Source organism: Cupriavidus sp. FW306-1B-F12B, assembly GCF_058781795.1.
The window spans coordinates 54,307-79,485 of sequence record NZ_JBYSXC010000005.1; the positions used below are offsets into that span (position 1 = coordinate 54,307).

A 25,179-nucleotide genomic window follows, 5' to 3' on the forward strand; every position below is an offset into this window, starting at 1 on the left:
CGGCAGCCGACCGGCTGCCAGAACGGAGGCTGAACACCCCTTGCCGGCAACAGTCCAATGGATGTCGCCAGCCTGAATACGGAGGATCCCAAAATGCATGACCTTTCCTTCGTTCACGCTGACGCGGCGCACGTCGAATGGCAGGTCGCGCTGGCGGACTGCCAGCGCCAGCTGGACACGCAGGATTTCCTGCGCCAGGCGAAGGCAGACAACGCGCCGCCGCTCACGCTCGGCTGGTGCTACCTGAGCGACTACTACGCGCTGGCCGCCGAGGCCATCCTTGCCGCGCTGCAGCAGAACTGGCCCGGCGTGTCCTGGGTCGGCACGGTCGGCCTGGGCGTATCCGCCAGCGGCAAGGAGTATTTCGACGAGCCGGCCATGGTGCTGATGGCGGCGCCGTTTCCGCGCGATGCGTTCCAGCTGTTTTCCGGGCGCCAGCCCTTGCCGCCGGCGTCTTCCGGCTTCGTTCCCCATACCGCGCTGGTGCATGCCGAGGGCAGTACGCCGGACGTGCAGGACCTGTTGCACGAGCTGAGCGCGCGCACGGCCACCGGTTACCTGTTCGGCGGCTTGTCGTCGGCCCGCAACCGTACCTTGCATATTGCCGATGGCGTCTACTCCGGTGGGCTGTCGGGCGTGCTGTTCGGCCCCGAGATCGAACTGGTCTCCCGCGTCACGCAGGGCTGCCAGCCGATCGGGCCGGTGCGCGCCGTGACGCGCAGCGATCACAACCTCCTGTTCGAGCTGGACGGCAAGCCGGCCCTGGATTGCATCCTGAATGACCTGGGCGTCGAGCGCGATGCCCAGGTGGAGACCATGGCGGAGGCGCTGGCCGGAACGCTGGCCGGCCTGAATTCAGCCGCCGACGATGCCCCGGTGCTGCCCGGCAGGTTCGGCTCGGACACGCTGGTGCGCCACCTGATCGGCCTGGACGTGCAGCATCGCATGTTGGCGCTGGCCGACATGGTCGAGCCCGGCATGCGGCTGGCTTTCTGCATGCGCAATGCTGACGCGGCGCGCGCGGACCTGGTGCGCGTCGCCACCGAGATCCGCACGGAGATCGAACGCGGCGGCAGCCGCGCACGTGGCGCGCTTTACATCAGTTGCTCAGGCCGGGGCGGGCCGCATTTCGGCGCGCCGCATGCCGAGCTGCAGACCGTACGCCGCGCGCTTGGCGACCTGCCGCTGGCTGGCTTCTTTGCCGGCGGCGAGATCGCAAGGGATCACCTCTATGGCTATACGGGGGTGCTGACGGTATTCACCGGACATTGAATCCGCGAATGACTGCATCGATGTTGCGCATCTGGCGCGCAAACCAGATGCGCAACAGGCTGTTCGACAGGACCATCGGCAGCGAATACGCAATGATCCGATACACCTTGCCGCGCTGCAGTCTGGACGCCTTTGCCGGGTCCAGCCAGTCGTCGTTGCGCACCAGCAGCAACAGCGTTTCCATGCCGATAAGGACGGGCCACAGGCAAGCCAGCCGCAGCCGGATAAAACGCGGGTGAATGGCAAGCGTGTACGCCATCGCCTCGCAAAAGTGGTCCAGCGTCTTGCGCACGAGCTCGAGCATCAAGGCCCGAGCGCGCAGCGAGGCGTCCGGCAGCAGCAGATCCTGCGGGCTCAGGCCATGCTGGTGCAGCATCGTGGCCGGAAGATAGCAGCGGCCGATGCGCAGGTCCTTGCCGCAGTCCCGCAGCACATTGGTCATCTGCAAGGCTTTGCCGAAGCGGACCCCGCGGCGCAGCATGGCGTCGGGCTTGCCGATCGCGCCAGGCATGTGCGCGGCGGTCATGCTGGTCCAGAACTCGCCCACGCATCCGGCGACCAGGTACGTATAACGGTCAAGCTCTTCCGGCTCGCGCAGTGCGACGATGCGGCCTGCGTTTTCATCGGGGAAGGTGCGCAGGTCAAATTCCATGCCCTCGCTCAGGGTCGATACGATCTGCCGTACCGCTTGCCGGTCGTCCGGCCCCAGCTGCGCCAGCACCGCCAGCGCAGGGCCCAGTGACTCGAGCAGGATGCGCTCGTCCGACTGTTCCTGCCGGCCTGCCACCTCGGTTGCGATGCTGTCGGCCAGCGCCGTGTCTGCGGTTGCACCGTTGACCTGGTCGCGCAACGACAACAGCAGCGCCAGGCGCCGTTGTGGCGGGATCAGCGAGGTATCGGCAATCGTGTCGGCGGCACGCGCCAGCAGATAGGCCAGGCCGACCGGATCGCGCATCCGCTCGGGCAGCACGCGCAGCGTGAGATAGAACGAACGCGAGACGCCTTTGAGCAGCGGACCGAGGAGGAACGCCCGGCTGGGTTCGCGCATGGGTGGTGTCCTGTTCCCTGGGAGGTTGGCGAAAGTGACAGTGCCCGGGTGGCCGTCAGGCCGGGCCCGGGCATTGTACCTTCGACGCCAGGGGCAGACTGCTGGCCCTGTTCAGGGCGAGTCCTTGCCGAGATAGCGCTCGAACCACTGCGCCGCCAGGCGAGCGACCGATTCCAGTGCGCCGGGCTCCTCGAACAAATGGGAGGCGCCGGGCACGATCACCAGCTTCTTGGTGCATGTCAGCTGGGCATAGGCCGATTCATTGCGTTCCAGGACGCTCAGGTCCAGCCCGCCGATGATCAGCATGGTGGGCGCAAGCAGTTTCGCAAGGGCGTCGGGGCCCGCCAGGTCGACCCGGCCCCCGCGCGAAACGACGGCGTGTATCGGGACAGACGACTGGCATGCGGCACGGATCGACGCGGCGCCACCAACGCTGGCGCCGAAGTAGCCGAACCGCTGTGGCACGGCTTGCTGCCGCGCCACCCAGCTGGTTGCCTGCGCCAGCCGTGTCGCCAGGAGCTCGACGTCGAAGCGGATGGCCTGCACCTGGTCTTCGTCCGGCAGCAGCAGATCCATCAGCAGCGTTGCCATGCCGCAGCGATTGAGCTCCGCGGCCACATATCGATTGCGCGGGCTAAGCCGGGAACTGCCCGTGCCGTGCGCAAACAATACCAATGCGACCGCGCCGGGAGGCAACGTGAGTATGCCTTGCAGGTCCACGCCGCCGGCCGGGATCACAACCTCGATGGCTTCTGAATTGCTCGGCATGGCGCAGTCCTCCGACGGGTGGTGCGTAGACGTGCATCGCGTTGCAATCGCGCCCATCCAAGTCCACTATAGGGCGGGCGTGGCGGCGAGGCCAGTCGCCGTGTGCAGGTCTCCTGGCGCGCGCAATCGACATCAATCCTTTGGATCAGGAGGAAACATGAAGACCCTGTTTCTCGTCCGGCATGCCAAGTCAAGCAAAGACGATCCCTCCTTGCCCGACCGTGAGCGCCCCCTGAATGACCGTGGCCTGCAAGACGCCCCGGAAATGGGCAAGCGCCTGGCCGAGCGCAAGCTGAAGCCCGACCTGCTCCTGTCGAGTCCGGCCCTGCGTGCGCTGACGACAGCGCAACTGATTGCCGACGAGCTCGGCTATGCACGCAAGGACATCGCGCTCGATGACCAGCTGTATGCCACCAGCGCGGAGGCGTTGCTGGCCGTCGTTCGTGCGCTCGACAAGAAGCTAGATTGCGTGATGCTGTTCGGTCACAACCCCGAGTTCACCGACTTCGCGCATCGCTTGTCGGACGAGATCACCGACATGCCGACCTGCGCCGTCGCCAGATTCCGCTTCGACACTAAGGCGTGGGAGGATGTCGGCGAAATCACCCCCTCGAAAGTCACGCTGGAATCGCCAAAGAAGTAATCCGATGCCGGCTGCCGTCGGCGTGACAGTGATATATCCGGCTTGACCATACGGGGCGAAGCGATAAGAATTTGTGATCGCAGGCGAAAGCCTGCCCTCACGCTTCCCTACGCTTGGTCCCACCCATGATCCCACCCGTCAGCACCCTCCACGGCCGCCTGAAAATGCAGCACCTGCGCCTGCTGCTGGCGGTGGAGGAGCGCGGCTCCCTGCGCCAGGCCGCCGAGGCGCTGACGCTCACGCAGCCCGCGGTCAGCAAGATGCTGCAGGACATGGAAGACCTGCTCGGCGTGCCGCTGTTCGAGCGCCATGCGCGCGGGCTGCGGGCCACGCGCTTCGGGCTGGCGGCCACGCGCTATGCCCGGCTGGTGTTTGCCGACATGGGCGGGCTGCGCGATGAACTGGTGGCGCTGGAGTCCGGCAAGATCGGACGCGTGCGGGTCGGGGCGGTGATGGCGCCCACGCCGGGGCTGCTTGCCGACGTGATCCGGCAGCTCAATCGCGATCATCCGCGGCTGGAGGTGGCGGTGCACGTGGAGACCAGCGATGTGCTGATGCCGCAGCTTGAGCGCGACCAGCTCGATATCGTGCTGGGGCGCGTGCCGGATGGCTGGGACAGCAGCGGGCTGGACTTCGAGCAACTGGGCGACGAGGGTCTGGCCATCGTGGTCGGGCCGCAGCACCCGCTGGCGCGGCGCCGCAAGCTGTCGTTCGAGGAACTGACGGGCTACCCGTGGATCATGCAGCCGCGCCCCAGCCCGATGCGCGCGCTGATCGACCGCTCGTTCGAGGATGCCGGCGTGCCGGCGCCGCCGTCCACCATCGAGACCGCGGCGGTGCTGATGACCACGTCGTTGCTGGCGGACAGCGAACTGATCGCGGTGCTGCCGGAGTCGGTCGCCGCCTACTACGGCAGGCTTGGCGCGCTGGCGGTATTGCCGCTGCCCCTGCCGCGCAAGCTGGGGCCCTATGGCATCGTCACGCGGCGGGGCCGCCCGCCGACGGCATCGATGAGCCTGCTGATCGATGCGTTGCGGGCGTTGTCGAGATAAGCCTCAGCCGGGCATGCCTTGGCGCTTGCCGTCGAGGCGCCACGCGTGGCGTTGCGGGCTGTCCGGGCGCAGCGACGCGGGCAGCAGGCCGGGCGGCATGTCCTGGTAGCTGACCGGGCGCAGGAAGCGCGCGATGGCCAGGCTGCCGACCGAGGTGCTGCGGCCGTCGGACGTTGCCGGCCAGGGCCCGCCATGCACCATCGCATGCCCGACCTCCACGCCCGTGCCGAAGCCATTGACCAGGATGCGTCCCGCCAGGCGTTCCAGCGCGGGCAGGAAGGTGCGGGCGGCGTCGTGGTCGGCATCGTCGATATGGAGGGCGGCGGTCAGCTGGCCTTCCAGTGCGTCGATGACGCGCCGCATCTCGGTGAGGTCGCGGCAGCGCACCACCAGCGAGGCGGCGCCGAAGACTTCGTGGCGCAGCGCTTCGTCGGCCAGGAAGGCACCGGCGTCGGTGGCGAACAGCGCGGCCCGTCCCTGTGCAGCCGATCCCGCCGCGCCACGCGCAACGGTCTGCACTTGCGCATGGCCAGCGAGCCTATCGACGCCGGCGCAATAGGCACGATGGATGCCGGGCGTCAGCATGGTCGCAGCCGGCAGCGCCCCCAGCCGCGCAGCCGCGGCATGCAGGAAGCGCTCCAGGTCATCCCCCGCAACCGCCAGCACCAGGCCGGGGTTGGTGCAGAACTGCCCCGCGCCCAGCATCAGCGAATCCGCAAACGCCGTGCCGATGGCTTCGGCGCGATTGGCCAGTGCGTGCGGGAACAGGAGTACCGGGTTGATGCTGCTCATCTCGGCAAACACGGGGATCGGCTCGGACCGTGCCGCCGCGATCGCCATCAGCGCCATGCCGCCGGCGCGTGAGCCGGTGAAGCCGACGGCCTTGATGCGCGGGTCGGCCACCAGCCCTTGCCCGACCTCCAGCCCGGCATCGAACAGCAGCGAGAAGGTGCCTTCGGGCAGGTCCATGTCGTCGACGGCCTTGCGGATGGCGCGGCCGACCAGCTCCGATGTGCCCGGGTGCGCCGGATGCGCCTTCACGACGACCGGGCAGCCCGCGGCCAGGGCCGAGGCGGTATCGCCGCCGGCCACCGAGAATGCCAGCGGAAAGTTGCTGGCGCCGAATACTGCTACCGGCCCCAGCGCGATATGGCGCAGGCGCAGGTCGACGCGCGGCAGCGGCTTGCGTTCAGGTAGCGCGGGGTCGACGCGCAGTTCAAGGAAGTCGCCCTGGCGCAGCAGGCTTGCGAACATGCGCAACTGCCCCACGGTGCGGCCGCGCTCGCCTTCGATGCGGGCGCGCGGCAGGCCGGATTCGGTGGTGCAGCGGTCGATCAGGGTATCGCCCAGCGCCAGGATGTTGGCGGCGATGGCTTCGAGGAAATCGGCGCGCCGCTCGGGCGTGGTCTCGCGGTAGGTGTCGAATGCCTGCCATGCCAGCGCGCAGGCCTGGTCCAGCTGTGCGGGCGTGGCGCCGCCGAATGCCGGTTCGAGGGTGGCTCCGGTGGCCGCGTCGATGGCGTGGATGGTGCCGTTGCCGCCGCGTTCAGCGCGGCGGCCGATCAGGAGTTCGCCTGAGATTGTCATGCCTTGTCCTTTCGATGAGATCAGCGGGCCCAGCGCAACACCAGCGGATCCAGCCTCCGCGCAATCTTCAGCAGCCCTTCGCGGGTGGCCGGGTGCATCGGCTGCAGCGGATGGCGCACCGCGTCCGACGCGATCACGCCGCCTGCCTGCATCAGCACCTTGCTGGTGGCCAGCCAGCCTTGCCGGTTTTCATAATTGATCAGCGGCAGCCATTGCTGGTAGCGCTGCGCGGCCAGTTCGGCATCGCCGGCCTGCCAGGCATCGAGGATCTGGCGGATGCCGTCGGGGAAGCCCGCACCCGTCATCGCACCCGTAGCGCCCGCTTCCAGGTCGGCCATCAGCGTGATGGCCTCTTCGCCGTCCCAGGGGCCGACGATGGCGTCGCCGCCCAGTTCGATCAGCTCGCGCAGCTTGGCCGCGGCCTGCGGCACTTCGATCTTGAAGTACGACACATTGCCGATCTCGCGCGCCATGCGCGCCAGGAACGGTGCGCTCAGCGTGGTGCCGCTGACCGGCGCGTCCTGGATCATGATGGGGATGTCGATGGCATCCGAGACCGTGGCGAAGAATTCATAGATGCTGCGCTCGGGCACGCGGATGGTGGCGCCGTGGTAGGGCGGCATCACCATCACCATGGCCGCGCCCGCATCCTGCGCCGCGCGGCTGCGCTCGGCGCACAGGCGCGAGCTGAAATGCGTGGTGGTGACGATCACCGGCACCCGGCCGTCCACGTGTTCCAGCACGCTCTTCATCAGCACGTTGCGCTCGTCGTCGCTCAGCACGAACTGCTCGGAGAAGTTGGCCAGGATGCAGATGCCGTGCGACCCCGCATCGATCATGAAGTCGATGCAGCGGCGCTGGCCGTCGAGGTCGAGGCCGCCCTGGGCGTCGAAGATGGTGGGCGCTACCGGGAATACGCCGCGGTAGACGGTGGGGGCTGGGGTGCGGGTCATGGTCTCCTCCGGCTGCTTGTGAATTGGTTCGGGCCAATATACGAGCCGCCCCCCTGGCTGTATATTGAAACCTTTCCATCTGGTGATCGCTTTTGCGACTCACAGACCCTTCATGAACTCCACCCTCGACACCCTGACCGGCCGGTTGCGCATGAAGCAGCTGCAACTGCTGATCGCGCTGGACGAGCATTCCTCCCTGCACCAGGCCGCCGCGGCGATGGCGATGACCCAGTCGGCGGCCAGCAAGTCGCTGCAGGAGCTGGAAGGCATGCTGGAAGCGCCGCTGTTCGAGCGCTCCAGGCGCGGCATGCGTCCCAATGCCTTCGGCCATTGCGTGATCCGGCACGCACGCCAGCTGGTGGCAGACCTGGGCGCCATGTGCGAGGAGGTGGCGGGCATCCGCGCCGGCAGCGGCGGGCGCGTGGCCATCGGCGTGATCATGGGCGCGGTGCCGGAGGTGCTGGTGCCGGCGCTGGCGCAGTTGCGCCAGGCGCAGCCGGAACTGGCGCTGGAGATCATCGAGGACACCAGCCTGCGCCTGCTGGGGCTGCTCGATGACGGCCACCTCGACGTGGTGATCGGCCGCTCGCTGGTCAGCGGTGAGCCGGCCCGCTACCACTACCACCCGCTGGACGATGAGCAGGTCGCGGTCGTGGTGGGGCACTCGCATCCGGCGCCGCGCGCGCGTGCGATGGGGTTTGCCGACCTCGCCGGTTATCGCTGGATCACCTACGCCGGGCATATGCCCATGCACGCGCTGCTGCAGCGCGAGCTGGACCTGGCCGGCATGAGCTTCCCCGCCAATGCGATCTCGACCTCGTCGGCCTTCGTCACGGTGGCCATGCTGCAGGGCGACCCCGGGCTGGTGTCGCTGCTGCCGACCGGCGTGGCGGCGATGTTCGTGCGCCAGAAGATGCTGCGCATCCTGCCCGTGCGGCTGCAGTCGCGGCAGCAGACTTTTGGCATCGTGACGCGGCGCGGCGGCGCCTTGTCCGCGGCGGCGCGACAGCTGGTCGCGATCCTGAAGGCATTGCCGCGCACTGCGCAGCAGGCGGCTGCCGAGGTATAACGCCAGGTGATCGCCAGTTCAAAAAACATCAGTAGTGGCCAATCACTGATGCTCCTATAGTCTGCCCATCCGCGCCGCAGAGCCGGACAGCAAAACGACGGAGACAGCAATGAAGACATGGATCGCCGGCGCACTCGCCGGCCTGGCCACGGTGGCGGCAGTCACGGGCAATGCCTGGGCGCAGGACACACGGCCGGTGCGGCTGATGGTGGGTGCCGCGCCCGGCGGCGGCACCGACGTGATGGCGCGCATCGTCTCCGACAAGCTCGCCGCGCAGCTGAAGCAGCCCGTCGTGGTCGACAACCGCCCCGGCGCGTCCAACACCATTGCCGCGGACATCACCGCCAAGGCGGCGCCGGACGGCAACACGCTGCTGATGGGCGTGGTGACTTCGCAAGCGATCGCCCCGCACCTGCTCAAGCTGCAGTTCGATCCGCTCAAGGACCTGGCGCCGGTGGCGCTGGTGTCGTCGGTGCCCAATGTGCTGGTGGTCAACAACCAGGTGCAGGCGCGCGACGTCAAGGCGCTGGTGGCGCAGATCCAGGCCAATCCGGACAAGTTCCGCTACAGCTCGTCCGGCGTCGGCAGCACCCAGCACCTGGCCGGCGCGTCCTTCGCGCGGCAGATCAAGGGCAAGCTGCTGCACGTGCCGTACAAGAGCAGCAGCAGTGCGCTGGTGGACCTGATGGGCGGGCAGGTGGACATGAGCTTCGAGACCATGCCGTCGGTCATCAGCCATATCAAGGCCGGCAAGCTGCGCGCGCTGGCGGTCACCGCGGACCAGCGCTCGGCGCTGCTGCCCAACGTGCCCACGCTGGCTGAAGCGGGCGTGCCCGGCATCCAGATGAGTGCGTGGTACGGTGTCTATGCGCCGGCCGGCACGCCGCCCGCGACGCTGCAGAAGCTGGGCAGCGCGCTGGCCACGGTGATCAAGGACCCTGACACCGTGCGCCGGCTGGCCGATGTGGGCGCGGTGCCCGGCGCGCTGACCGCGGCGCAGTTCGATGCCTTCTCGCGTGCCGAGTATGTGCGCTATGGCAAGCTGATCGCTGAACTGGGCGTCAAGCTCGACCAATAACAACCCCGGAAGTCCAATGAATTCCCGTCCAAGAATCGCCATGGTGCTGGGCGACCCCGCCGGCATCGGCCCTGAACTGATCGCCAGGCTGCTGGCCGACCCCGCGACCGCCGCGCAGGCCGAGATCCTGCTGATCGCCGACCGCGACGAATGGCGCCACGGCATGCGGATCGCAGGCGTCGACCTGGCGCTGGCCGAGACCGAAGCCCCCGCCTTTGCCGATGATGGCAAGCCGCGCCTGTACCACTGGCAGCTGCCGGAGCGCCCGGCATATGCGCGCGGCCAAGCCAGTGCCGAGGGCGGGCGCTACAGCCTGGGCACGCTGGCGCTGGCACTGCAGCTGGCGCAAGCGGGCCACGCCGACGCGATCCTGTTCGGGCCGCTGAACAAAAGCTCGCTGCACGCCGCCGGCATGGCGCACAGCGATGAGCTGCACTGGTTTGCCGAGCAGCTTCGCTACCACGGCAACTTCTGCGAGTTCAATGTTCTGGACGGGCTGTGGACCTCGCGCGTGACTTCGCACGTGGCGCTCAAGGACGTGCCGGCGATGATTACGCAGGAACGCGTGGGCGGCGCCATCGACCTGATCGACCAGGCCCTGCGCCGCACCGGCATGGCGCGCCCGCGCATCGCGGTGTGCGGCCTGAACCCGCACAACGGCGACAACGGCGCCTTCGGCCGCGAGGAGATCGACGTGATCGCCCCGGCCGTGGCCGCGGCGCGTGAACGCGGCGTGGCGGCGGACGGTCCGTTCCCGGCCGACACCATCTTCCTGAAGGTGCAGGGCGGGCCGTCGCAGCGGCAGTTCGATGCCATCGTCACCATGTACCACGACCAGGGCCAGATCGGCATCAAGCTGATGGGCTTCTCGCGCGGCGTGACGGTGCAGGGCGGGCTGCCGGTGCCGATCACCACGCCCGCGCACGGCACCGCGTTCGACATCACGCAGCAGGGCCGCGCCGATCCGGGCGCCACGCTGCAGGCATTCCAGATCGTCTGCCGCATGGGTGCGCAGCGGCGCGCCACAGCCTAGCCACCACTTTCACCACACCAAATCCAGCAAGACCGCCCCCGGCGCGGCCGGGGAGCGTTCGCGCCAACGCATCGCCATCAGGAGCTGAACATGAAGATCACCAACGTCCGCGCCCGTGTCTTTGAATGGAAGGGCAAGACCGTGCCGCCGCAGGCGCATTTCTGCACCAACGCCACCGACATCCTGTTCGAGCGCGGCGACGCCATGGGCTCGTTCCGCTTCCATGGCTGGCTGGTGGTGGAAGTGGAAACCGACACCGGCCTGGTCGGCATCGGCAACTGCGCGCTGGCGCCGCGCGTGGCCAAGGAGATCGTTGACCAGTACCTGGCACCGGTGGTGATCGGCCAGGACCCGTTCGACAACGAATACCTGTGGCAGAAGATGTACCGCCGCACCCATGCCTGGGGCCGCAAGGGCATCGGCATGGCGGCGATCTCGGCGGTCGATATCGCGCTGTGGGACCTGATGGGCAAGGCGGTTGGCAAGCCCGTGTTCAAGCTGCTGGGCGGGCGCACCAAGGAAAAGATCTGGTGCTATGCCTCCAAGCTCTACAACAATGACGACCGCGACGCTTTCCTGGCAGAAGCGCAGCGCTACCTCGACCAGGGCTTCACCGCGATGAAGATGCGCTTCGGCTACGGCCCCAAGGACGGCCCCGCCGGCATGCAGAAGAACATCGAGCAGGTGCGCCTGCTGCGCGAGCTGGTCGGCGATGGCGTCGACATCATGCTGGAGTGCTATATGGGCTGGACGCTGGAATACGCGCGCCGCATGCTGCCGCGCCTGGCCGAGTTCAACCCGCGCTGGCTGGAAGAGCCGGTGATTGCCGACGATATCGAAGGCTATGCCGAACTGAAGAAGGCGAGCCCGTTCCCGATCTCCGGCGGTGAACATGAATTCACCTCTTACGGCTTCAAGGACCTGCTCGAGCGCCGCGCGGTGGACGTGATCCAGTACGACACCAACCGCGTCGGCGGGATCACCGCGGCGCAGAAGATCAACGCCATGGCGGAGGCCTGGTCGGTGCCGGTGATCCCGCACGCGGGGCAGATGCATAACTACCACCTGACCATGGCCTCGACGGCTTCGCCGATGTCGGAGTACTTCCCCGTGCACGACGTGGAGGTGGGCAATGAGTTGTTCTACTACATCTTCAAGGGCGATCCGGCGCCGGACAACGGCTACCTGCAGCTCGACGACAACCTGCCGGGGCTGGGCCTGGAGCTGAACGAGGAGTACTTCAGCCAGTTCGACGTCATCGGCTGACGGGCCAGTTGCCGGGCTCTGCCCGGCCGGGCAGCGCGCCATGTTTCACGATGCACGCCGCCGCTTCAAGGCCGCCTTTTCTTCCACTCATAGTCCGGCGGCGGATCCGCCGCCCCGGCTCGTCCTACCGAGTTGGGATTCTCCGAGCACAGCGTGACAAAGCTCACCGGCTCGCCCGCATGCTGGCGCTGGCGCAGCGCTTCGGTAAAGTGCAGGGCTTCACGCATCGCATCGCTTGGGAATGACTGCGCGTGGGGGCTGAGCCCGCTGCCGTCGGCTTCGGACCAGTAGACCATATACATAAGGCTTCCTCTTCATTGCGGCAGGCGATTTTGCAGGATCCTGCAACCTTCGTTCCCGGCGCCGGGAGTGTTGCATGATGGCGCGGGAGGCAGGCAAGGCACGCCGGTTGCAATCCCTGCATCCACGCTTTGCAAGCCTTGGCATGCGGCGGCACAATGATCGCTTCCCGACACCTTGCCGGCGCTGCGCCGAGGCCGACCGCCGCCTATCATGCCCGATCTTGCGCTGATCTCCGCCACCGCTGCCGATGCCGACCGGCTTGCCGCCATGCACGCCGCCAGCTGGCAGCACACCTATCCCGGCATGTTGCCGGCTGCTTACTTGCGGGACCAGGCCTACCCGGAACGGCTGGCCGCCTGGCGCGCCCGCATGCACAACGGCGCCGACGGCCCCGTGGAAGTCACGCTGGCCATGGTCGACGGCGAAGCCGCTGGCTTTGCCTGCCTGCTGCCCGAGGCGGAGCCCCGCTTCGGCATCTATCTCGACAACCTCCACGTGCTGCCCGCCTTCCACGGCCAGGGCCTGGGCAAGCGCTTGCTGGCCCACTGCGCGCAGCGCGTGGCCGCGCACTGGCCCGGGCGGCCGCTGTTCCTCTATGTGCTGGAAGCCAATACGCAGGCGCGCGAGTTCTACCAGCGGCTGGGCGGCGAGGAATCCGAGGCGTTCGAGGATGATTTCCACGGTCCGGACCTGCGGGTCATGGTCCGCCGCGTGACCTGGCCGGACGTGGCGGTGCTGGTCAGGCGCCTGGGCTGACCAGGGCGGCGAGTCCGGGTCAGCCGCCGGCAAAACACTCCCACAGGAATCCCTTCCCCATGCTGCAAGCCTTTGCTCTCGTTGTGCCAAGCAAACCATGCCGGGCATTGGCCGGTGCCGCCATCGCCATGGCCGTACTGGCCGGTTGCGCCAGCGCACCCGACACGCGTTCCGCCGCCAAGGCGATAGAGGCGGCGGCCACGCCGGCCCAGGCGAAGCCGCACTGGCAGCGCGTGCACCTGGGCACGGGCGCGGGCTATGACTTCCCGGTCTACGCCAACCATCCGCTCGACCAAGACCTGTCGCGCATCCGCGAGGTGGTGTTCGTGCAGCACGGCCTGCAGCGCAACGGCGATGACTACTACGCCGCCGGTGCTGCACTGCTCAAGGCCAGCGGCCGCAATCCGGACGAGGTGCTGCTGGTCGCGCCCAACTTCCCCGGCACGCCTGACCACGGCAAGGGCTTCGACGGCATGCCGCAATGGTCGGTGCAGGGCTGGATGAGTGGCGAGAACGCGGTCAACGCGCCGTTCACGGTCAGTTCACTGCAGGTCCTCGATGACCTGATGGCCTTCGTCACCGACAAGGCGCGATTGCCGCAGGTGGCCAGGGTGACCGTGGCCGGGCATTCGGGCGGCGCGCAGATCGTGCATCGCTATGCCGTGCTGAACAATGTCGACGAGCGCATCCGCGCGCGCGGCATCGACCTGCGCTATGTGGTGGCCAACCCCTCGTCCTACCTGTACTTCACGCCGGTGCGCCCGGCCGGCGCGGACGGCCGCTCGTTTGCGCCGTACGACAAGGGGGTGTGCCCGGATTACGACAAGTACCGCTATGGCATGCAGGACATCGTGCCCTACGCAAAAGGTGCCAATGGCCAGTCGCTGTACCAGCGCTACGCCGGGCGTCAGGTAACCTACCTGGCCGGCACGGAAGACAACGACCCCAACCACCGCGTACTGGACAAGGCGTGCGGCGCTGAGGCCGAAGGTCCCACGCGCCTGCAGCGCGCCCGCGGCTACCTGCGCTATGAGCGCTACCTGGCCAGCCCCGGGCTGGTGATCCGCCACCAGGCCTATGAAGTGGTGGGCGTGGGGCACGACCAGGCACGCATGTTCGGCTCGCAATGCGGCGCCAGGGCGGTGTTCGGCATGGCGGAAACGGCCAACCCGGACGGCGCGGCCTGCCGCGCGCCGCAGCTCTGATTCCGCCGGCCAAGAAAAAACCCGCGAATTTCGCGGGTTCAAGTCCCTGCCCGCAGGAACGGGCTCGGAGGAGACAACCACAGGGAAACGGTTACGTGCCCGGTCAGCCCAGGCTGAATTTGACAACCTGTTCTTCGACGCCGACAAAGCGCACCAGCTGGCGTAGCCCGCTGGCGTATTCCTTGATATGGTGCCCGTCCGGCGTATCGGGCAGGCGGTAGTAAATGGGCGCCTTGTCGCGCATGGGCGGCAGGATGCCGAGCGGGAGTTCGACGGCGTCGGCTTCCCAGGCCACGTCGCGCTCTTCGGCAAGCAGGATTCTTCCGGTCATGGACACACTCCAGGATTGCTGCAAGGTGCGGCCGGGGGCGGGTATGCGCTCGCACTGGATTTCAATGTATGGAATGTATTGCATCCAACGCAGAAATGCCATTCAGCGTTTTTTAATTCTGTCTGCCAGGAAATTTCCAAAATGACAAATTTAACGAATGTATGGCATCTGCTGGCGACGCCGATGGCGACATCGCTGAGGGTGCTGCCCAAGGCCCGCATTGCGATACCATAGCGCCAGCCCCGCGAAGTGCGGCTGCCGGCGCGTCCCGGTTCCGGGTCTGCCGCATCCGCTTCCAACCATTTTCCATCGCCCCCCGACGGGCCACTGCCCAGACGCATGTCGACCCAGCACGCCTTGTTGATTTCCCTGATCGAAAAACCGTCGTCCGGTTATGACCTGGCACGGCGCTTTGACCGTTCCATCGGCTATTTCTGGCATGCCACGCACCAGCAGATTTATCGCGAGCTGGGACGGATGGCTGACAGTGGCTGGATTGCCGCGGATGAAACCGAGGCGGCGGAAGGCGAGGCCGGTGGCGGCGACCGCAAGAACCGCAAGAAGGTCTACCGGGTGTTGCCGGCCGGCCGTGAAGAACTGGCACGCTGGGTGCTGACCCCCGGCGCCAGCCTGGACCAGCGCGAGGAAATCCTGGTCAAGCTGCGCGCTGATGCGGTGATCGGGCCGCTTGGCCTCGGTGACGAGATGCGGCGGCTGATCGCGCTGCACCGGGCCCGGCTGGAGACTTACCTGGCCATCGAGCGGCGCGATTTCTCGGCGCCGGACATGGACCGCGCGCAACAGTTGCGCTATGCGCTGCTGCAGCGCGGCATCCGCTTCGAGCAGGACTGGGTGGCCTGGGGCGAGGAACTGCTGCCGCTGCTGTAGCCGCGCCCGCTTGGGCGGCGGCTACGGCCTGCCAGGCCAGCTGACCGGCTGCGTCAGGCCAGGTCGACGGCGCGCGTGCCGGCCTGCGTGGCCTCGCCCAAGCCCAGCCGGCGGCGTGCCAGCGCATATTCCTCGGCAAAGCGGCGCACCAGCTCGCCCGCGGGCACCACGCGCTTGATTGCGCCCACGCCCTGGCCGGCGCCCCAGATGTCCTTCCACGCCTTGACGCTGGTGGAGCCGAAATTCATCTTCGACGGATCTGATTCGGGCAGCGCGTTCGGGTCCAGGCCGGCGCGCTCGATGCTGCCGCGCAGGTAGTTGCCGTGCACGCCGGTGAACAGGTTGGAGTAGACGATGTCGTTGGCGGTGCTGTCGACGATCATCTGCTTGTAGCCGTCCTGCGCGTTGGCTTCCTGCGTGGCGATAAAGGCCGAGCCGATATAGGCCAGGTCGGCGCCGGCGGCCTGCGCGGCCAGGATGGCGTCGCCGCTGGAGATCGAGCCCGACAGCAGCAGCGGGCCGTCGAACCATTCGCGGATCTCGTGCAGCAGCGCGAACGGCGACAGCGTGCCGGCATGGCCGCCGGCCCCGGCGGCAACCGCCACCAGTCCGTCCGCACCCTTCTCGATGGCCTTGCGCGCGAAGGTGTTGTTGATCACGTCGTGCAGCACGATGCCGCCGTACGAGTGCACTGCGTCGTTGACTTCCTTGCGTGCGCCCAGCGAGGTGATCACGATCGGCACCTTGTAGCGCACGCACAGCTCCAGGTCATGTTCAAGCCGGTCGTTGGACTTGTGCACGATCTGGTTGACGGCGAACGGTGCCGACGGGCGGTCCGGGTGCCTGGCGTCGTGTTCGGCCAGCTCGGTGGTGATGCGGTCCAGCCATTCTTCCAGCTTGGGTGCCGGGCGCGCATTCAGCGCGGGGAACGAACCGACCACGCCGGCCTTGCACTGGGCGATGACCAGGTCGGGGTTGGAGATGATGAACAGCGGCGAGCAGACCACCGGCAGCGACAGCCGGTTCTGGAGTTGGGCGGGAAGGGCCATGGGTGAAGTCTCCTGGGTATTTCGGTAAAGCGAAAAAGCGGTGCTGCGAAACAGGGTTGCGTCAGGCCGCGCCGGTCAGCACGTCCTTCTGGCTGGCCAGGCGCGCGCCCATGGCGGCGGCCAGCGCCTCCAGGCCCGAGCGCGGGCGCACCATGACTTCGAACTCGGCAATGCGGCCGGCGTCGTCGAAACGGATCATGTCGATGCCCTTGAGCGCCTTGCCGTCCACGGCCGCGCTGAATTCCAGCACCACGCTGTGGCCGTCCTCGCTGACAAAGCTGCGGTGATAGCGGAAGTCCTGGAACACCTGGTTCACCGTGGTCAGCACCAGCCCAATCGCGTCGCGGCCGGGATAGGGGGTGTGCGCGACCGGCGAGCGGAACACCACCTCATCGGCCACGATGGCGTCGAGCCCGGCCATCGAACCGTTGGCCAGCATCTGGTGCCAGGCTTCAAGTGAGGCCTGTGCGGCGGGAATCAGGTTGGTGGTGGTCATGTCGGTCTCCTTGGCTGGCGTCGGTGCGCGGGCATCTCGTTGAGGGGGCTGGTTACAGGTTTATATGCAACCAGTTGCATAGTGAGTGGAAAAATAGCATGCGCCGGGGCACCGTGCAAGCGATGCGGGGCCAATGGTGCCGGCGCCCCGCCGGGCAGTGACGGGTTGTCTACAATAGGCGGGATCCCAACCTCGCACGCCGGCCCCCGGCAGGAGAGTCAGTGACCACCAAGCCCTCGGCTGCCCATCCCGACCAGGCGGCCTTGTTCGATGCCGACCTGGCCGCCTGGCGTGACCATCCGGAGCGCGCGTTCGACGGCTGGCTGGCACGGCATGGCTTTCGGCACGGCACCAGCGTGGTGTACCGCGCGATGTGGGGCAAGCTGCTGCGCTGGTCGGCCGAGCGCGGGCTGCCGCCGCTGAGCTGGTCGGCGGAGCAGATCGGTGAGTTCCTGGACGCGCAGCAGCTGCACAAATCGCACCGCTATCGCTATACGCGGCTGATCGAACGGGTGTTCCATCACCTGGCGCGGCTGCGCGAGGGCATGCACAACCCGGCCAGCCAGGCGGTGCGCGCCCACCTGGCCGATGGCGAGAATGATCCCACCGCGTTCCTGCTGCCGGGCGAGCGCGACTTGCTGGTGGCGCGGATACTCGGCCCGGCCGGCATGCCGGCCGGCGACATCCACACCGCGGCATCGCCCACCCAATGGAAGCGCGCCCGCGATGCGGCCCTGCTGGCGGTGCTGCTCGGCGGCGGCCTGAAGGTCGCCGAAGCCCGGGCGCTGCGGGTCGATGCCATCGAAGCTGGCGCACCCGGCCGGATGGCGCTGCGCATGGTCCGCGCGGACAACGGCCGGGCCTATACCGTGCCGCTGTTCAGCCTGGCCCATGCGCCGTTGCGGGCCTGGCTGGCATTGCGCGAAGCCTCCGGCACGCTTGGCGGCCTGGTGTTTCCCGCCATGCCGGCGGGCCGGCCGATGCATGCCGCCTCGGTCTACCGGCGCGTGGAGATCCTGCTGGACGAGGCCGGTGTGCTGGCCGGCCGCAGCGAACGCGCCTCGCCGCAGACGCTGCGCAATACCTGCGCCGCCATGCATTTCGAGGCCGGCACGGCGCCGGCCGAGGTGGCCCAATGCCTGGGCATGCGCGACCTGGAGTCCGGCTGGCGGCTGCGCGCCGCCTATGAGGCCTGGCAGGCGCGGGCGGGGCTGGTGGCGGAAGCGCCGGGAAGCCGGGTCTAGCCCCGCGCGCCGGGCCGGCTACCCTGGGCGCATCGGCAGATCGTGGATAATAAGCAGCTTCGCCGGCCTACGCGGCGGAAAGAGGTGCTTGCGCCACGTTTTGAATCCGCCAGGCCAAGGCCCGGCCCTGAATCGAATTCCGACACCTATTTTCCATGCCTGAAACCTTGCTCCTGACCGGTGCCACCGGCTATATCGCCTCGCATACCTGGGTTGCACTGCTCAATGCCGGCTACCACGTGATCGGCCTGGATAATCTGTGCAACAGCAGCCCGGTGGTGCTGGAGCGGCTCGCCACCATTACCGGCAAGACTCCGCATTTTGTGCAGGGCGACGTGCGCGACCGCGCATTGCTGGACCGGCTCTTTACCGAACACCGCATCAGCGGGGTGATTCATTTTGCCGCACTCAAGGCAGTGGGCGAATCGGTGAGCCAGCCGCTGGAGTATTACAGCAACAACCTGGGTGGGCTGCTGACGGTATGCGCGGCAATGGGCGCGGCCGGGGTGAAACAGCTGGTGTTCAGTTCTTCGGCCACGGTTTATGGCAATCCCCATGCGGTGCCGATCCTGGAGGATTTCCCGCTGTCGGCCACCAACCCGTATGGCCAGACCAAGCTGATGGGCGAGCAAATCCTGCGCGACCTGGAAACATCGGATCCGGACTGGCGCATTGCCTACCTGCGTTATTTCAATCCGGTCGGCGCGCATGAAAGCGGGCTGATTGGCGAGGATCCGCGCGGTATTCCGAACAACCTGATGCCGTATGTGGCGCAGGTGGCCGGCGGGCGCCGTGAAAAGCTGATGGTATTCGGCGGCGACTACCCGACGCCGGACGGCACCGGCGTGCGCGACTATATCCACGTCTGCGACCTGGCGGACGGCCACCTGGCGGCGCTGGGTTACCTGCGCGCGCAGGGCAAGAGCATGACCGTGAACCTGGGAACGGGCCGCGGCTACAGCGTGCTGGAAGTGGTGCAGGCCTACCAGCGTGCCAGCGGCAAGCCGGTGCCGCATGAGATCGTGGCGCGGCGCCCGGGCGACATCGCCTCGTGCTACGCCGATCCCGCGCTGGCCAACCAGCTGCTGGGCTGGCGCGCGCGCCATGACATCGACCGCATGTGCCAGGACTCATGGCGCTGGCAGTCGATGAATCCGCAGGGGTTTGACGCCTGACGCCCGGGCCGGTCTGCGCGGTGTTGTGCATGTGCCGCGGAGGGCCAGAAAACAAAAACGCCACGGATGAATTCCGTGGCGTTTTGCCATCTGCCGATCGCGTATTTCAGCGGATCAGGAAGTCTTCAACTGCCTTGCCCTGGGCCAGGGCCTGGGTCAGCCAGCCCGGGCGCTTGCCGCGGCCGGTCCAGGTATTGCCGGCGCTGTCGCGATAGCGTACCGGCACCTTGCGGTTGACCGCCTTCTTGCCGGCCGGCACCTTTGCGCCAAAACCCAGGTCTTCCGCGGTCAGGCCATATTGCTCGATTTTCTCGCGAATATCCGCGATCACCGTGGCTTGTTCGCGTGCCTTGATTTCCTCGGCCTGCTTCTGCAGTTCACTGATTTTCTGAACGATTTCCTGATACGTCGCCATTGGGTCCTCGGTTTCCGGTGGAGTGGAATGCGGTGGGTGTGTGCGGGGGGTGAAAATGCTGAAAACAATTATAACGGGGTCGCCGCCCGCTGCAAATCCTGCCGTACTAATCGGATGCCGTTTTTGCGAAAATTCTTGGCACCGATAATTGTGTGAACTTTCGGTGTCGTGGTCTGTCGCCGGCATTTCCGTCGTCGTTGGTGTTGCCCCGCTGCAGTTGCGGCGGTAGTTCCGGGTTCAGGCCCGCAAATGGTGCGGCCGTGTGGCCCGGCAGCAGCCAGCCGCCGCCAAAATCAAATCGCCATAATCGGCCGCGGCAAATTCGGCACGGCGTTCGCGGCGATAGCGGGGCAGCCTACGTGGCGTATATCCGACATACCGGTTATGGCCGATTAATTGCACCCGCCACTGGCGCGGCGGCTCAAGTACGAGAACGCGGCGCCGTTATCCGGGCAGGGCGGATCATCTGGGCGTCGATCCTGCCGGAACGGGGCCAGGGGTGTGCCCCGCGGGTTGCCACAGTCTTCTTTCATCATGTCCTTGCACAACAATATCCAGATCAAGACCCTGCTGCGGGGCGCCATGGGAATGCTGTCGCTGCTGCTGTTGCTGGTCGGCGGTGCCGGCCTGCACGGCATTTCACAAAGCAATGATGCCCTCAGGGAGACTTATGCCAACCAGCTCGGCTCCACCGTCGCGCTCAGCGAGGCGATGCAGGCCACCACGCGCATGCGCCTGGCACTGGACCGCAACGTGATGCAGGGCGAGCAGGACGACCCCAAGGTTCACGTGGACCGCTCCAGGGTGTTCGTCGAGGCTTCGGAGGCTGCCTGGAAGCGCTACCTGAACCTGCCGCAGAATCCTGAGGAAAAGGCGCTCGCCGCGGAACTGGGCAAGCAGCGCCAGGCGTTCATGGAGCAGGGCGTGCTGCCGCTGCAGGCGGCCTCGCTGGCGGGCAACCAGGAAGAGGCCCTGCGGCTGGCGAAGAAGGTGCTGCCTGACCTGCAGCGCAGCATGTCGGGCGTGCACGAAAAGCTGCAGAAATTCCAGATGGCAGCCGGGCAGGCCAACTTCGATGCTGCGCAGGCCAGCTTTGCGCGTATCCGCACGCTGTCGATCATGCTGATCGTGCTGGGCCTGGCGGTCGCGGTGCTGTGCACGGTCACGCTGAACCGCGCCATCGTCGCGCCGGTGGAAGAAGCGCTGGCTGTGTTCGAGCGCATCGCCCGCGGCGACCTGACCTCGCGCATCGCCAGCGTCTCGAAGAACGAGATCGGCCGCATGATGCAGGCGCTGGCCGCGATGCAGGCCAGCCTGTCGGGCATCGTTGCCGACGTGCGCACCGGCGCCGATTCGATGGCATCGGCCACGCAGCAGATTTCCGCCGGCAACCTGGACCTGTCGCAGCGCACCGAGGAACAGGCCTCGTCGCTGGAGCAGACCGCCGCCAGCATGGAAGAACTGACCACGGTGGTGCGGCAGAATGCCGACAACGCGCGCCAGGCCGGCGTGCTGGCCAACGAGGCTTCGCAGATCGCGCTCAAGGGCGGCGACGTGGTGGGCCGCGTGGTCGACACCATGAACGAGATCAACGGCGCCTCGCGCAAGGTGGTCGAGATCATCAGCGTGATCGAGGGCATTGCCTTCCAGACCAATATCCTGGCGCTCAATGCGGCGGTGGAAGCCGCGCGTGCCGGCGAGCAGGGCCGCGGCTTTGCCGTGGTGGCGGGCGAGGTGCGCAGCCTGGCGCAGCGCTCGGCCTCGGCCGCCAAGGAGATCGAGGCGCTGATCGGCGAGTCGGGCCAGCGCGTGGAGAGCGGTACCCGGCTGGTGGCAGAAGCCGGCCAGACCATGGGCGAGATCGTCCAGGCCGTGCGCCGCGTGACTGACATCATGAACGAGATCGGCGCCGCGTCGCAGGAACAGACCAGCGGCATCGAGCAAGTCAACCAGGCGGTGACCCAGATGGACGAGGTGACGCAGCAAAATGCCGCGCTGGTGGAAGAGGCCGCCGCCGCAGCCGGTGCGCTGGAAGAACAGGCGCAGAAGCTCAAGAACGTGGTCTCGGTGTTCAACCTTGGCACGGGTACGGGAGTAGGGGCAGGCACGGCCGCGACGGCTGTCGCTGGCCGCACCGCACGCACCATGTCGGTGCGGCCGGCGGCAGCCGCGGCGCCGCGTGCCGTTGCTGCCCGCCCGGCCGCGAGGCCCGCGCTTGCCGTTGCCGGGGCCGATGATGACTGGAGCGCGTTCTAGACCATTGTCCCCACCATTGCCCTGTTCACACGGCGACCGCAAGATGCCATGATGCGGGGTTTGCCCCGCGTCCTGACCTTCTTCGCGCATTCTCTTCATCATCGCGCAGCCTAATGATTGCCCTGAGTTCCGTCCTGTTGCTGCTGGCTGCCCTGCTGGGCGTGGCCGCCGCCCTCGGCGTTCGTGCCGGGCGTGCGGACCAGTCAGCCGGTGGCCGCTCGCTGCGCACGCTGACCTGGTCGGCGGCACTGTTGTCGCAGCTGAGCGTAAGCCTGCCTGTACTGGTGGTGATGCTGTCGGGCAGCGTGCCGGCGGCCAACGACACCGCGCAGATGGCGGCCAGCTTCGCCGCCGCCGCAGCAGCCACCGCGGCTGCCAAGCTGCTGGTGCAGTGGCTGCGCCAGGGTGCGCGGCTGTGGCGTGGTGCGGCGATCATGGCGGTCGTCGCTGGCGCCGGGCTGGTGGCCGCGGCTGGCACCCACCTGGGCCGCGCCTGTAGCGCGGGCCCGGTCTCGGCGCGCAGCTGCATCGATGCCGCCGGCCTGCCGCACCCCGCCTGGCTGGCGGGCGGGCTGACCGCGCTGTGCGCGCTGATGTTCGCCGTCCACCGCGCGCAGTCGCGTGGCTTGCTGGCTGCGCACCACGAAGCCGGCCTGGCCGATGAGCTGGCGGACGAGGTGCACGGCCTGCCGCGCGGGCTCGAGCCCCGCCTGGCGCGGCGCGGCGCGCGCATTCCCGGCCGCCCCGGCCGTCTTACCGTGCGTGCCGCCGCGCGCGGGCAGGGCACGGTGGGCGAGTACAGCGTGGCAACGACGATGCCTGACCGCGTCGCCTTCGGCCGCTGGCTGGACCAGGCCATCGCGCAGGCGCGGCTGGCCGAGACCGGCTGCGCCGTGTTGCTGATCCATATTGCCGACTACCGTGAAGTCGACGAGGTCTTCGAGATCCGCGCCGACGATATCCTGGCCCAGGACGCCGGCGCGCTGGCGCAGGCCGTGCTGGAGCCGCATGACTTCCTGGCCCGGCTGGCGCGCGACGAGTTTGCCGTGGGCGTGCCGGAGCTGGTTCATCATGGCCGCGCACAGGAACTGGGCTCGCGCATGCTCGGCTCGCTGGCCGAGTTCATCGCCGCGCGCGGCTTGCAGATGCAGATCGGCGTGAACATCGGCATTGCCATCTACCCGCGCGATGCGCAGACCTCGGAGGCGCTGATGCAGGCCGCGCGCGTCAGCCTGGCCGAGGCCCGCCAGAGCGGCTCGAACCAGGTGCGCCTGTTCAACAGCGCCGCCGGCGAACGCGCGCGCCGCACTCGCGTGATCCGGCGCGACCTGTGGCTGGCGATCCAGGACGACGCACTGTCGCTGCAGTTCCAGCCCAAGTACGATGCGCGCCGGCGCGCGCTGGTGGGGGCCGAGGCGCTATGCCGCTGGCGCCATCCCGCGCTGGGCCAGGTGAGCCCGGCCGAGTTCATCACCGTGGCCGAGCAGTCGGGCCAGATCGACAAGCTCGACGACTGGGTCCTGACCAGCGTCTGCCGCCAGGTGCGCCAGTGGCGCGACGCCGGCGTGCCCACCGTGCCGGTGGCGATCAATGTCTCGGGGCTGCGCTTTGCCAGCCGCAATTTCCCGCAATACCTGCTCGAGCAGATCCACCAGCACGACATCCCGCCCTCGGCGATCACGCTGGAGATCACCGAGACCGCGGCGATGAAGGACATCGGCAAGTCGCTGGAAACGCTGGCCGAGCTGCAGTCGCTCGGCATCCAGGTGGCGCTGGACGATTTCGGCAGTGGCTATTCCAGCCTGGGCTACCTCAAGCGCCTGCGCGTGGGCACGCTCAAGATCGACCGCACCCTGATCGGCGGGCTCGACACCGATGCGCAGGGCCGCGCCATCGTCGGCTCGATGGTGGCGCTGGCGCATGAGCTGCGCATGAAGGTGGTGGCCGAAGGCGTTGAATCGGCATCGCAGCTGGAAATCCTCAATGAAATGGGGTGCGACGAGGTGCAGGGTTACCTGCTGTCGCTGCCGCTGGATGCTGCCGGTTTTGCCGATGCCTTGCGCGGGCAGGGCGGCGCCTGACCCTAAAGTTTGTCAGCAACTCGGCCGATAACCGGTCTGGCAGGCTGCCCGCGTTTGCGGCGCAACCCTGCGCCGGCCCGTCCGTCGCCGCCGCGTTGCCCATGCTGTCCAACTTCCTGGCGGATCAACCGAGTCCCGCAAACCGGAGGCCTCCATGTCATCGCCCAGCATCCTCGTCGTCGACGATTCCCCTTCGCTACGCCGCATGATCGGCGCCTGTCTGCGTGCAGGAGGGTTTGACGTGACCGAGGCGGCCGACGGCGACCAGGCGCATGCGCTCGCAGCCGGCGCCAGCTTCGGCATGCTGGTCACCGACCAGGTCATGCCCGGCATGGATGGCCTCACGCTGATCCGCAGCCTGCGCGCCACCGAGCGCTATGCGTGCATTCCCATCCTGATGCTGACCACCGAGCAGGACGGCACCATCCGCGAGCAGGCCCGCGCCGCCGGCGCCTCGGGTTTCCTGCCCAAGCCATTCGATCCTGGCCAGCTGATGCAGGCCGTGACGGCGCTGCTGTCCACCGCGCACCCTACCTCGGAAGGGTAAGGAAGGCCGGGCGTCGCGCTTCAGTCCCCCGGATTGCTGCCGTAAACACTGGTGGGCGAAGTCATGCCCCGGTGCCAGCCAGCGGCCTTGGCCGCGGCAGCGCCAGCAAACCAGCATCAGCCAATTTGGGGGGCTAGACGATGAAGCACATCGACAAGGCAGACGGCGCGGGCGAAGAGTTCCTGGCCTTTACGCTGGGCCGGGAAGAATACGGCGTCGACATCCTGAAGGTCCAGGAGATCCGCGGCTACGAGTCGGTCACCCAGATTGCCAACGCACCGGACTACATCAAGGGCGTGATCAACCTGCGCGGCATCATCGTGCCGATCATCGACCTGCGCATCAAGTTCCGCCAGCAGAACGTCAGCTACGACCAGTACACGGTCGTCATCATCGTCGACCTCAACGACCGTACCACCGGCATCGTGGTGGATGGCGTGTCCGACGTGCTGACCCTCGCCGCCGAGCAGATCAAGCCCACGCCGCACTTCTCCGGCGAACTGGCGACCGACTACATCCGCGGGCTGGGCTCGGTCGAGCAGCGCATGCTGATCCTGGTCGACATCGAGAAGCTGCTCAACACCGAAGAACTCGCCGCGCTCGAAGCGGTGGCGTGATCCCGCGGCAGCGCCAACGTTGTCCGGCCGGCGCCCCGCCTGCCGGA

The 25,179-nt window shown here is 67.5% G+C and carries 25 protein-coding genes; 16 read left to right on the top strand and 9 right to left on the bottom strand.

The genetic code is table 11. From position 1 onward, the window contains the following. Nucleotides 1-93: 93 nt before the first annotated feature. On the top strand, nucleotides 94-1,272 hold the full coding sequence (locus AC3WLE_RS10305) for an FIST signal transduction protein (protein ID WP_492357280.1): 1,179 nt from the start codon (nucleotides 94-96) through the stop codon (nucleotides 1,270-1,272). Here the strand turns inward: AC3WLE_RS10305 and AC3WLE_RS10310 are convergent. Beyond that, the gene (locus tag AC3WLE_RS10310; protein ID WP_492357279.1) at nucleotides 1,259-2,320 is read right to left on the bottom strand and encodes a phytoene/squalene synthase family protein; all 1,062 of its coding nucleotides are present in this window, start codon (nucleotides 2,318-2,320) and stop codon (nucleotides 1,259-1,261) included. The genes AC3WLE_RS10305 and AC3WLE_RS10310 overlap by 14 nt on opposite strands. A 111-nt stretch (nucleotides 2,321-2,431) precedes the next feature. Further along, nucleotides 2,432-3,088: a dienelactone hydrolase family protein gene (locus AC3WLE_RS10315; RefSeq protein ID WP_492318168.1), complete on the bottom strand. Its 657-nt coding sequence runs from the start codon at nucleotides 3,086-3,088 to the stop codon at nucleotides 2,432-2,434. A gap of 157 nt (nucleotides 3,089-3,245) precedes the next feature. Here AC3WLE_RS10315 and AC3WLE_RS10320 point away from each other — a divergent pair, with 157 nt between their 5' ends. Both AC3WLE_RS10320 and AC3WLE_RS10325 read left to right on the top strand, forming a co-directional pair. Next, the gene (locus tag AC3WLE_RS10320; RefSeq protein ID WP_492318167.1) at nucleotides 3,246-3,731 is read left to right on the top strand and encodes a SixA phosphatase family protein; all 486 of its coding nucleotides are present in this window, start codon (nucleotides 3,246-3,248) and stop codon (nucleotides 3,729-3,731) included. 125 nt (nucleotides 3,732-3,856) lie between these two features. Then, entirely contained in the window at nucleotides 3,857-4,783 is a 927-nt protein-coding gene (locus tag AC3WLE_RS10325) for a LysR family transcriptional regulator (protein WP_492318166.1), read from the top strand. Between the two features lie 3 nt (nucleotides 4,784-4,786). Here the strand turns inward: AC3WLE_RS10325 and AC3WLE_RS10330 are convergent, their stop codons facing one another. Both AC3WLE_RS10330 and AC3WLE_RS10335 read right to left on the bottom strand, forming a co-directional pair. Beyond that, nucleotides 4,787-6,370 carry an aldehyde dehydrogenase (NADP(+)) gene (locus AC3WLE_RS10330; protein ID WP_492318165.1) on the bottom strand — a complete coding sequence of 528 codons (1,584 nt, stop codon included), beginning with the start codon at nucleotides 6,368-6,370 and terminating at the stop codon, nucleotides 4,787-4,789. 20 nt (nucleotides 6,371-6,390) lie between these two features. Further along, on the bottom strand, nucleotides 6,391-7,323 hold the full coding sequence (locus AC3WLE_RS10335; RefSeq protein ID WP_492357373.1) for a dihydrodipicolinate synthase family protein: 933 nt from the start codon (nucleotides 7,321-7,323) through the stop codon (nucleotides 6,391-6,393). 112 nt (nucleotides 7,324-7,435) lie between these two features. Between AC3WLE_RS10335 and AC3WLE_RS10340 the strand changes: the two genes are divergently transcribed. The 4 genes from AC3WLE_RS10340 to AC3WLE_RS10355 all read left to right on the top strand — a co-directional run bounded on the left by AC3WLE_RS10340 (nucleotide 7,436) and on the right by AC3WLE_RS10355 (nucleotide 11,769). After that, entirely contained in the window at nucleotides 7,436-8,392 is a 957-nt protein-coding gene (locus tag AC3WLE_RS10340) for a LysR substrate-binding domain-containing protein (RefSeq protein ID WP_492352833.1), read from the top strand. 109 nt (nucleotides 8,393-8,501) lie between these two features. Continuing rightward, nucleotides 8,502-9,470 carry a Bug family tripartite tricarboxylate transporter substrate binding protein gene (locus tag AC3WLE_RS10345; RefSeq protein ID WP_035815870.1) on the top strand — a complete coding sequence of 323 codons (969 nt, stop codon included), beginning with the start codon at nucleotides 8,502-8,504 and terminating at the stop codon, nucleotides 9,468-9,470. A 16-nt stretch (nucleotides 9,471-9,486) separates the two neighbouring features. Beyond that, on the top strand, nucleotides 9,487-10,503 hold the full coding sequence (locus AC3WLE_RS10350) for a 4-hydroxythreonine-4-phosphate dehydrogenase PdxA (RefSeq protein ID WP_492352834.1): 1,017 nt from the start codon (nucleotides 9,487-9,489) through the stop codon (nucleotides 10,501-10,503). Nucleotides 10,504-10,593: 90 nt separating this feature from the next. Next, a complete protein-coding gene (locus tag AC3WLE_RS10355) occupies nucleotides 10,594-11,769 on the top strand; it encodes an L-rhamnonate dehydratase (protein ID WP_492318161.1) in 1,176 nt (391 codons plus the stop codon). 65 nt (nucleotides 11,770-11,834) lie between these two features. On the opposite strand, the gene AC3WLE_RS10360 is transcribed toward AC3WLE_RS10355, so the two are convergent. Next, entirely contained in the window at nucleotides 11,835-12,071 is a 237-nt protein-coding gene (locus tag AC3WLE_RS10360; protein ID WP_492318160.1) for a hypothetical protein, read from the bottom strand. 211 nt (nucleotides 12,072-12,282) lie between these two features. Here AC3WLE_RS10360 and AC3WLE_RS10365 point away from each other — a divergent pair, with 211 nt between their 5' ends. Together AC3WLE_RS10365 and AC3WLE_RS10370 are read left to right on the top strand one after the other, a co-directional pair. After that, nucleotides 12,283-12,828 carry a GNAT family N-acetyltransferase gene (locus tag AC3WLE_RS10365; protein ID WP_492357372.1) on the top strand — a complete coding sequence of 182 codons (546 nt, stop codon included), beginning with the start codon at nucleotides 12,283-12,285 and terminating at the stop codon, nucleotides 12,826-12,828. A 59-nt stretch (nucleotides 12,829-12,887) separates the two neighbouring features. Beyond that, a complete protein-coding gene (locus AC3WLE_RS10370; RefSeq protein WP_492357371.1) occupies nucleotides 12,888-14,033 on the top strand; it encodes a hypothetical protein in 1,146 nt (381 codons plus the stop codon). 103 nt (nucleotides 14,034-14,136) lie between these two features. Here the strand turns inward: AC3WLE_RS10370 and AC3WLE_RS10375 are convergent, their stop codons facing one another. Further along, nucleotides 14,137-14,364 (bottom strand): hypothetical protein, encoded by a 228-nt coding sequence (locus AC3WLE_RS10375; protein ID WP_492318157.1) that lies wholly within the window; start codon nucleotides 14,362-14,364, stop codon nucleotides 14,137-14,139. A gap of 339 nt (nucleotides 14,365-14,703) precedes the next feature. Here AC3WLE_RS10375 and AC3WLE_RS10380 point away from each other — a divergent pair, with 339 nt between their 5' ends. Further along, complete coding sequence (locus tag AC3WLE_RS10380; RefSeq protein ID WP_492318156.1) at nucleotides 14,704-15,252, top strand: PadR family transcriptional regulator; 549 nt, start codon at nucleotides 14,704-14,706, stop codon at nucleotides 15,250-15,252. A gap of 53 nt (nucleotides 15,253-15,305) precedes the next feature. Here the strand turns inward: AC3WLE_RS10380 and AC3WLE_RS10385 are convergent, their stop codons facing one another. Together AC3WLE_RS10385 and AC3WLE_RS10390 are read right to left on the bottom strand one after the other, a co-directional pair. Beyond that, nucleotides 15,306-16,301, bottom strand: a complete 996-nt coding sequence (locus AC3WLE_RS10385; RefSeq protein WP_492318155.1) for an NAD(P)H-dependent flavin oxidoreductase — start codon at nucleotides 16,299-16,301, stop codon at nucleotides 15,306-15,308. 61 nt (nucleotides 16,302-16,362) lie between these two features. After that, nucleotides 16,363-16,797 carry a nuclear transport factor 2 family protein gene (locus AC3WLE_RS10390; RefSeq protein WP_492352838.1) on the bottom strand — a complete coding sequence of 145 codons (435 nt, stop codon included), beginning with the start codon at nucleotides 16,795-16,797 and terminating at the stop codon, nucleotides 16,363-16,365. A 221-nt stretch (nucleotides 16,798-17,018) separates the two neighbouring features. On the opposite strand from AC3WLE_RS10390, the gene AC3WLE_RS10395 reads away from it, so the two are divergent. Both AC3WLE_RS10395 and galE read left to right on the top strand, forming a co-directional pair. Further along, the gene (locus AC3WLE_RS10395) at nucleotides 17,019-18,041 is read left to right on the top strand and encodes a tyrosine-type recombinase/integrase (protein WP_492357370.1); all 1,023 of its coding nucleotides are present in this window, start codon (nucleotides 17,019-17,021) and stop codon (nucleotides 18,039-18,041) included. 155 nt (nucleotides 18,042-18,196) lie between these two features. Then, a complete protein-coding gene (galE, locus tag AC3WLE_RS10400; RefSeq protein ID WP_010809858.1) occupies nucleotides 18,197-19,216 on the top strand; it encodes a UDP-glucose 4-epimerase GalE in 1,020 nt (339 codons plus the stop codon). Nucleotides 19,217-19,322: 106 nt separating this feature from the next. Here the strand turns inward: galE and AC3WLE_RS10405 are convergent, their stop codons facing one another. Beyond that, complete coding sequence (locus tag AC3WLE_RS10405; protein WP_010809859.1) at nucleotides 19,323-19,631, bottom strand: H-NS histone family protein; 309 nt, start codon at nucleotides 19,629-19,631, stop codon at nucleotides 19,323-19,325. Nucleotides 19,632-20,165: 534 nt separating this feature from the next. On the opposite strand from AC3WLE_RS10405, the gene AC3WLE_RS10410 reads away from it, so the two are divergent. The 4 genes from AC3WLE_RS10410 to AC3WLE_RS10425 all read left to right on the top strand — a co-directional run bounded on the left by AC3WLE_RS10410 (nucleotide 20,166) and on the right by AC3WLE_RS10425 (nucleotide 25,132). Then, nucleotides 20,166-21,887, top strand: coding sequence for a methyl-accepting chemotaxis protein (locus AC3WLE_RS10410; protein ID WP_492352841.1), 1,722 nt, complete (start codon nucleotides 20,166-20,168; stop codon nucleotides 21,885-21,887). Nucleotides 21,888-22,000: 113 nt separating this feature from the next. Further along, nucleotides 22,001-23,968, top strand: coding sequence for a putative bifunctional diguanylate cyclase/phosphodiesterase (locus AC3WLE_RS10415; protein ID WP_492357369.1), 1,968 nt, complete (start codon nucleotides 22,001-22,003; stop codon nucleotides 23,966-23,968). Nucleotides 23,969-24,122: 154 nt separating this feature from the next. Continuing rightward, the gene (locus AC3WLE_RS10420) at nucleotides 24,123-24,515 is read left to right on the top strand and encodes a response regulator (protein WP_492318149.1); all 393 of its coding nucleotides are present in this window, start codon (nucleotides 24,123-24,125) and stop codon (nucleotides 24,513-24,515) included. 140 nt (nucleotides 24,516-24,655) lie between these two features. Next, entirely contained in the window at nucleotides 24,656-25,132 is a 477-nt protein-coding gene (locus AC3WLE_RS10425) for a chemotaxis protein CheW (protein WP_018311878.1), read from the top strand. The last annotated feature ends 47 nt before the right edge of the window (nucleotides 25,133-25,179 follow it).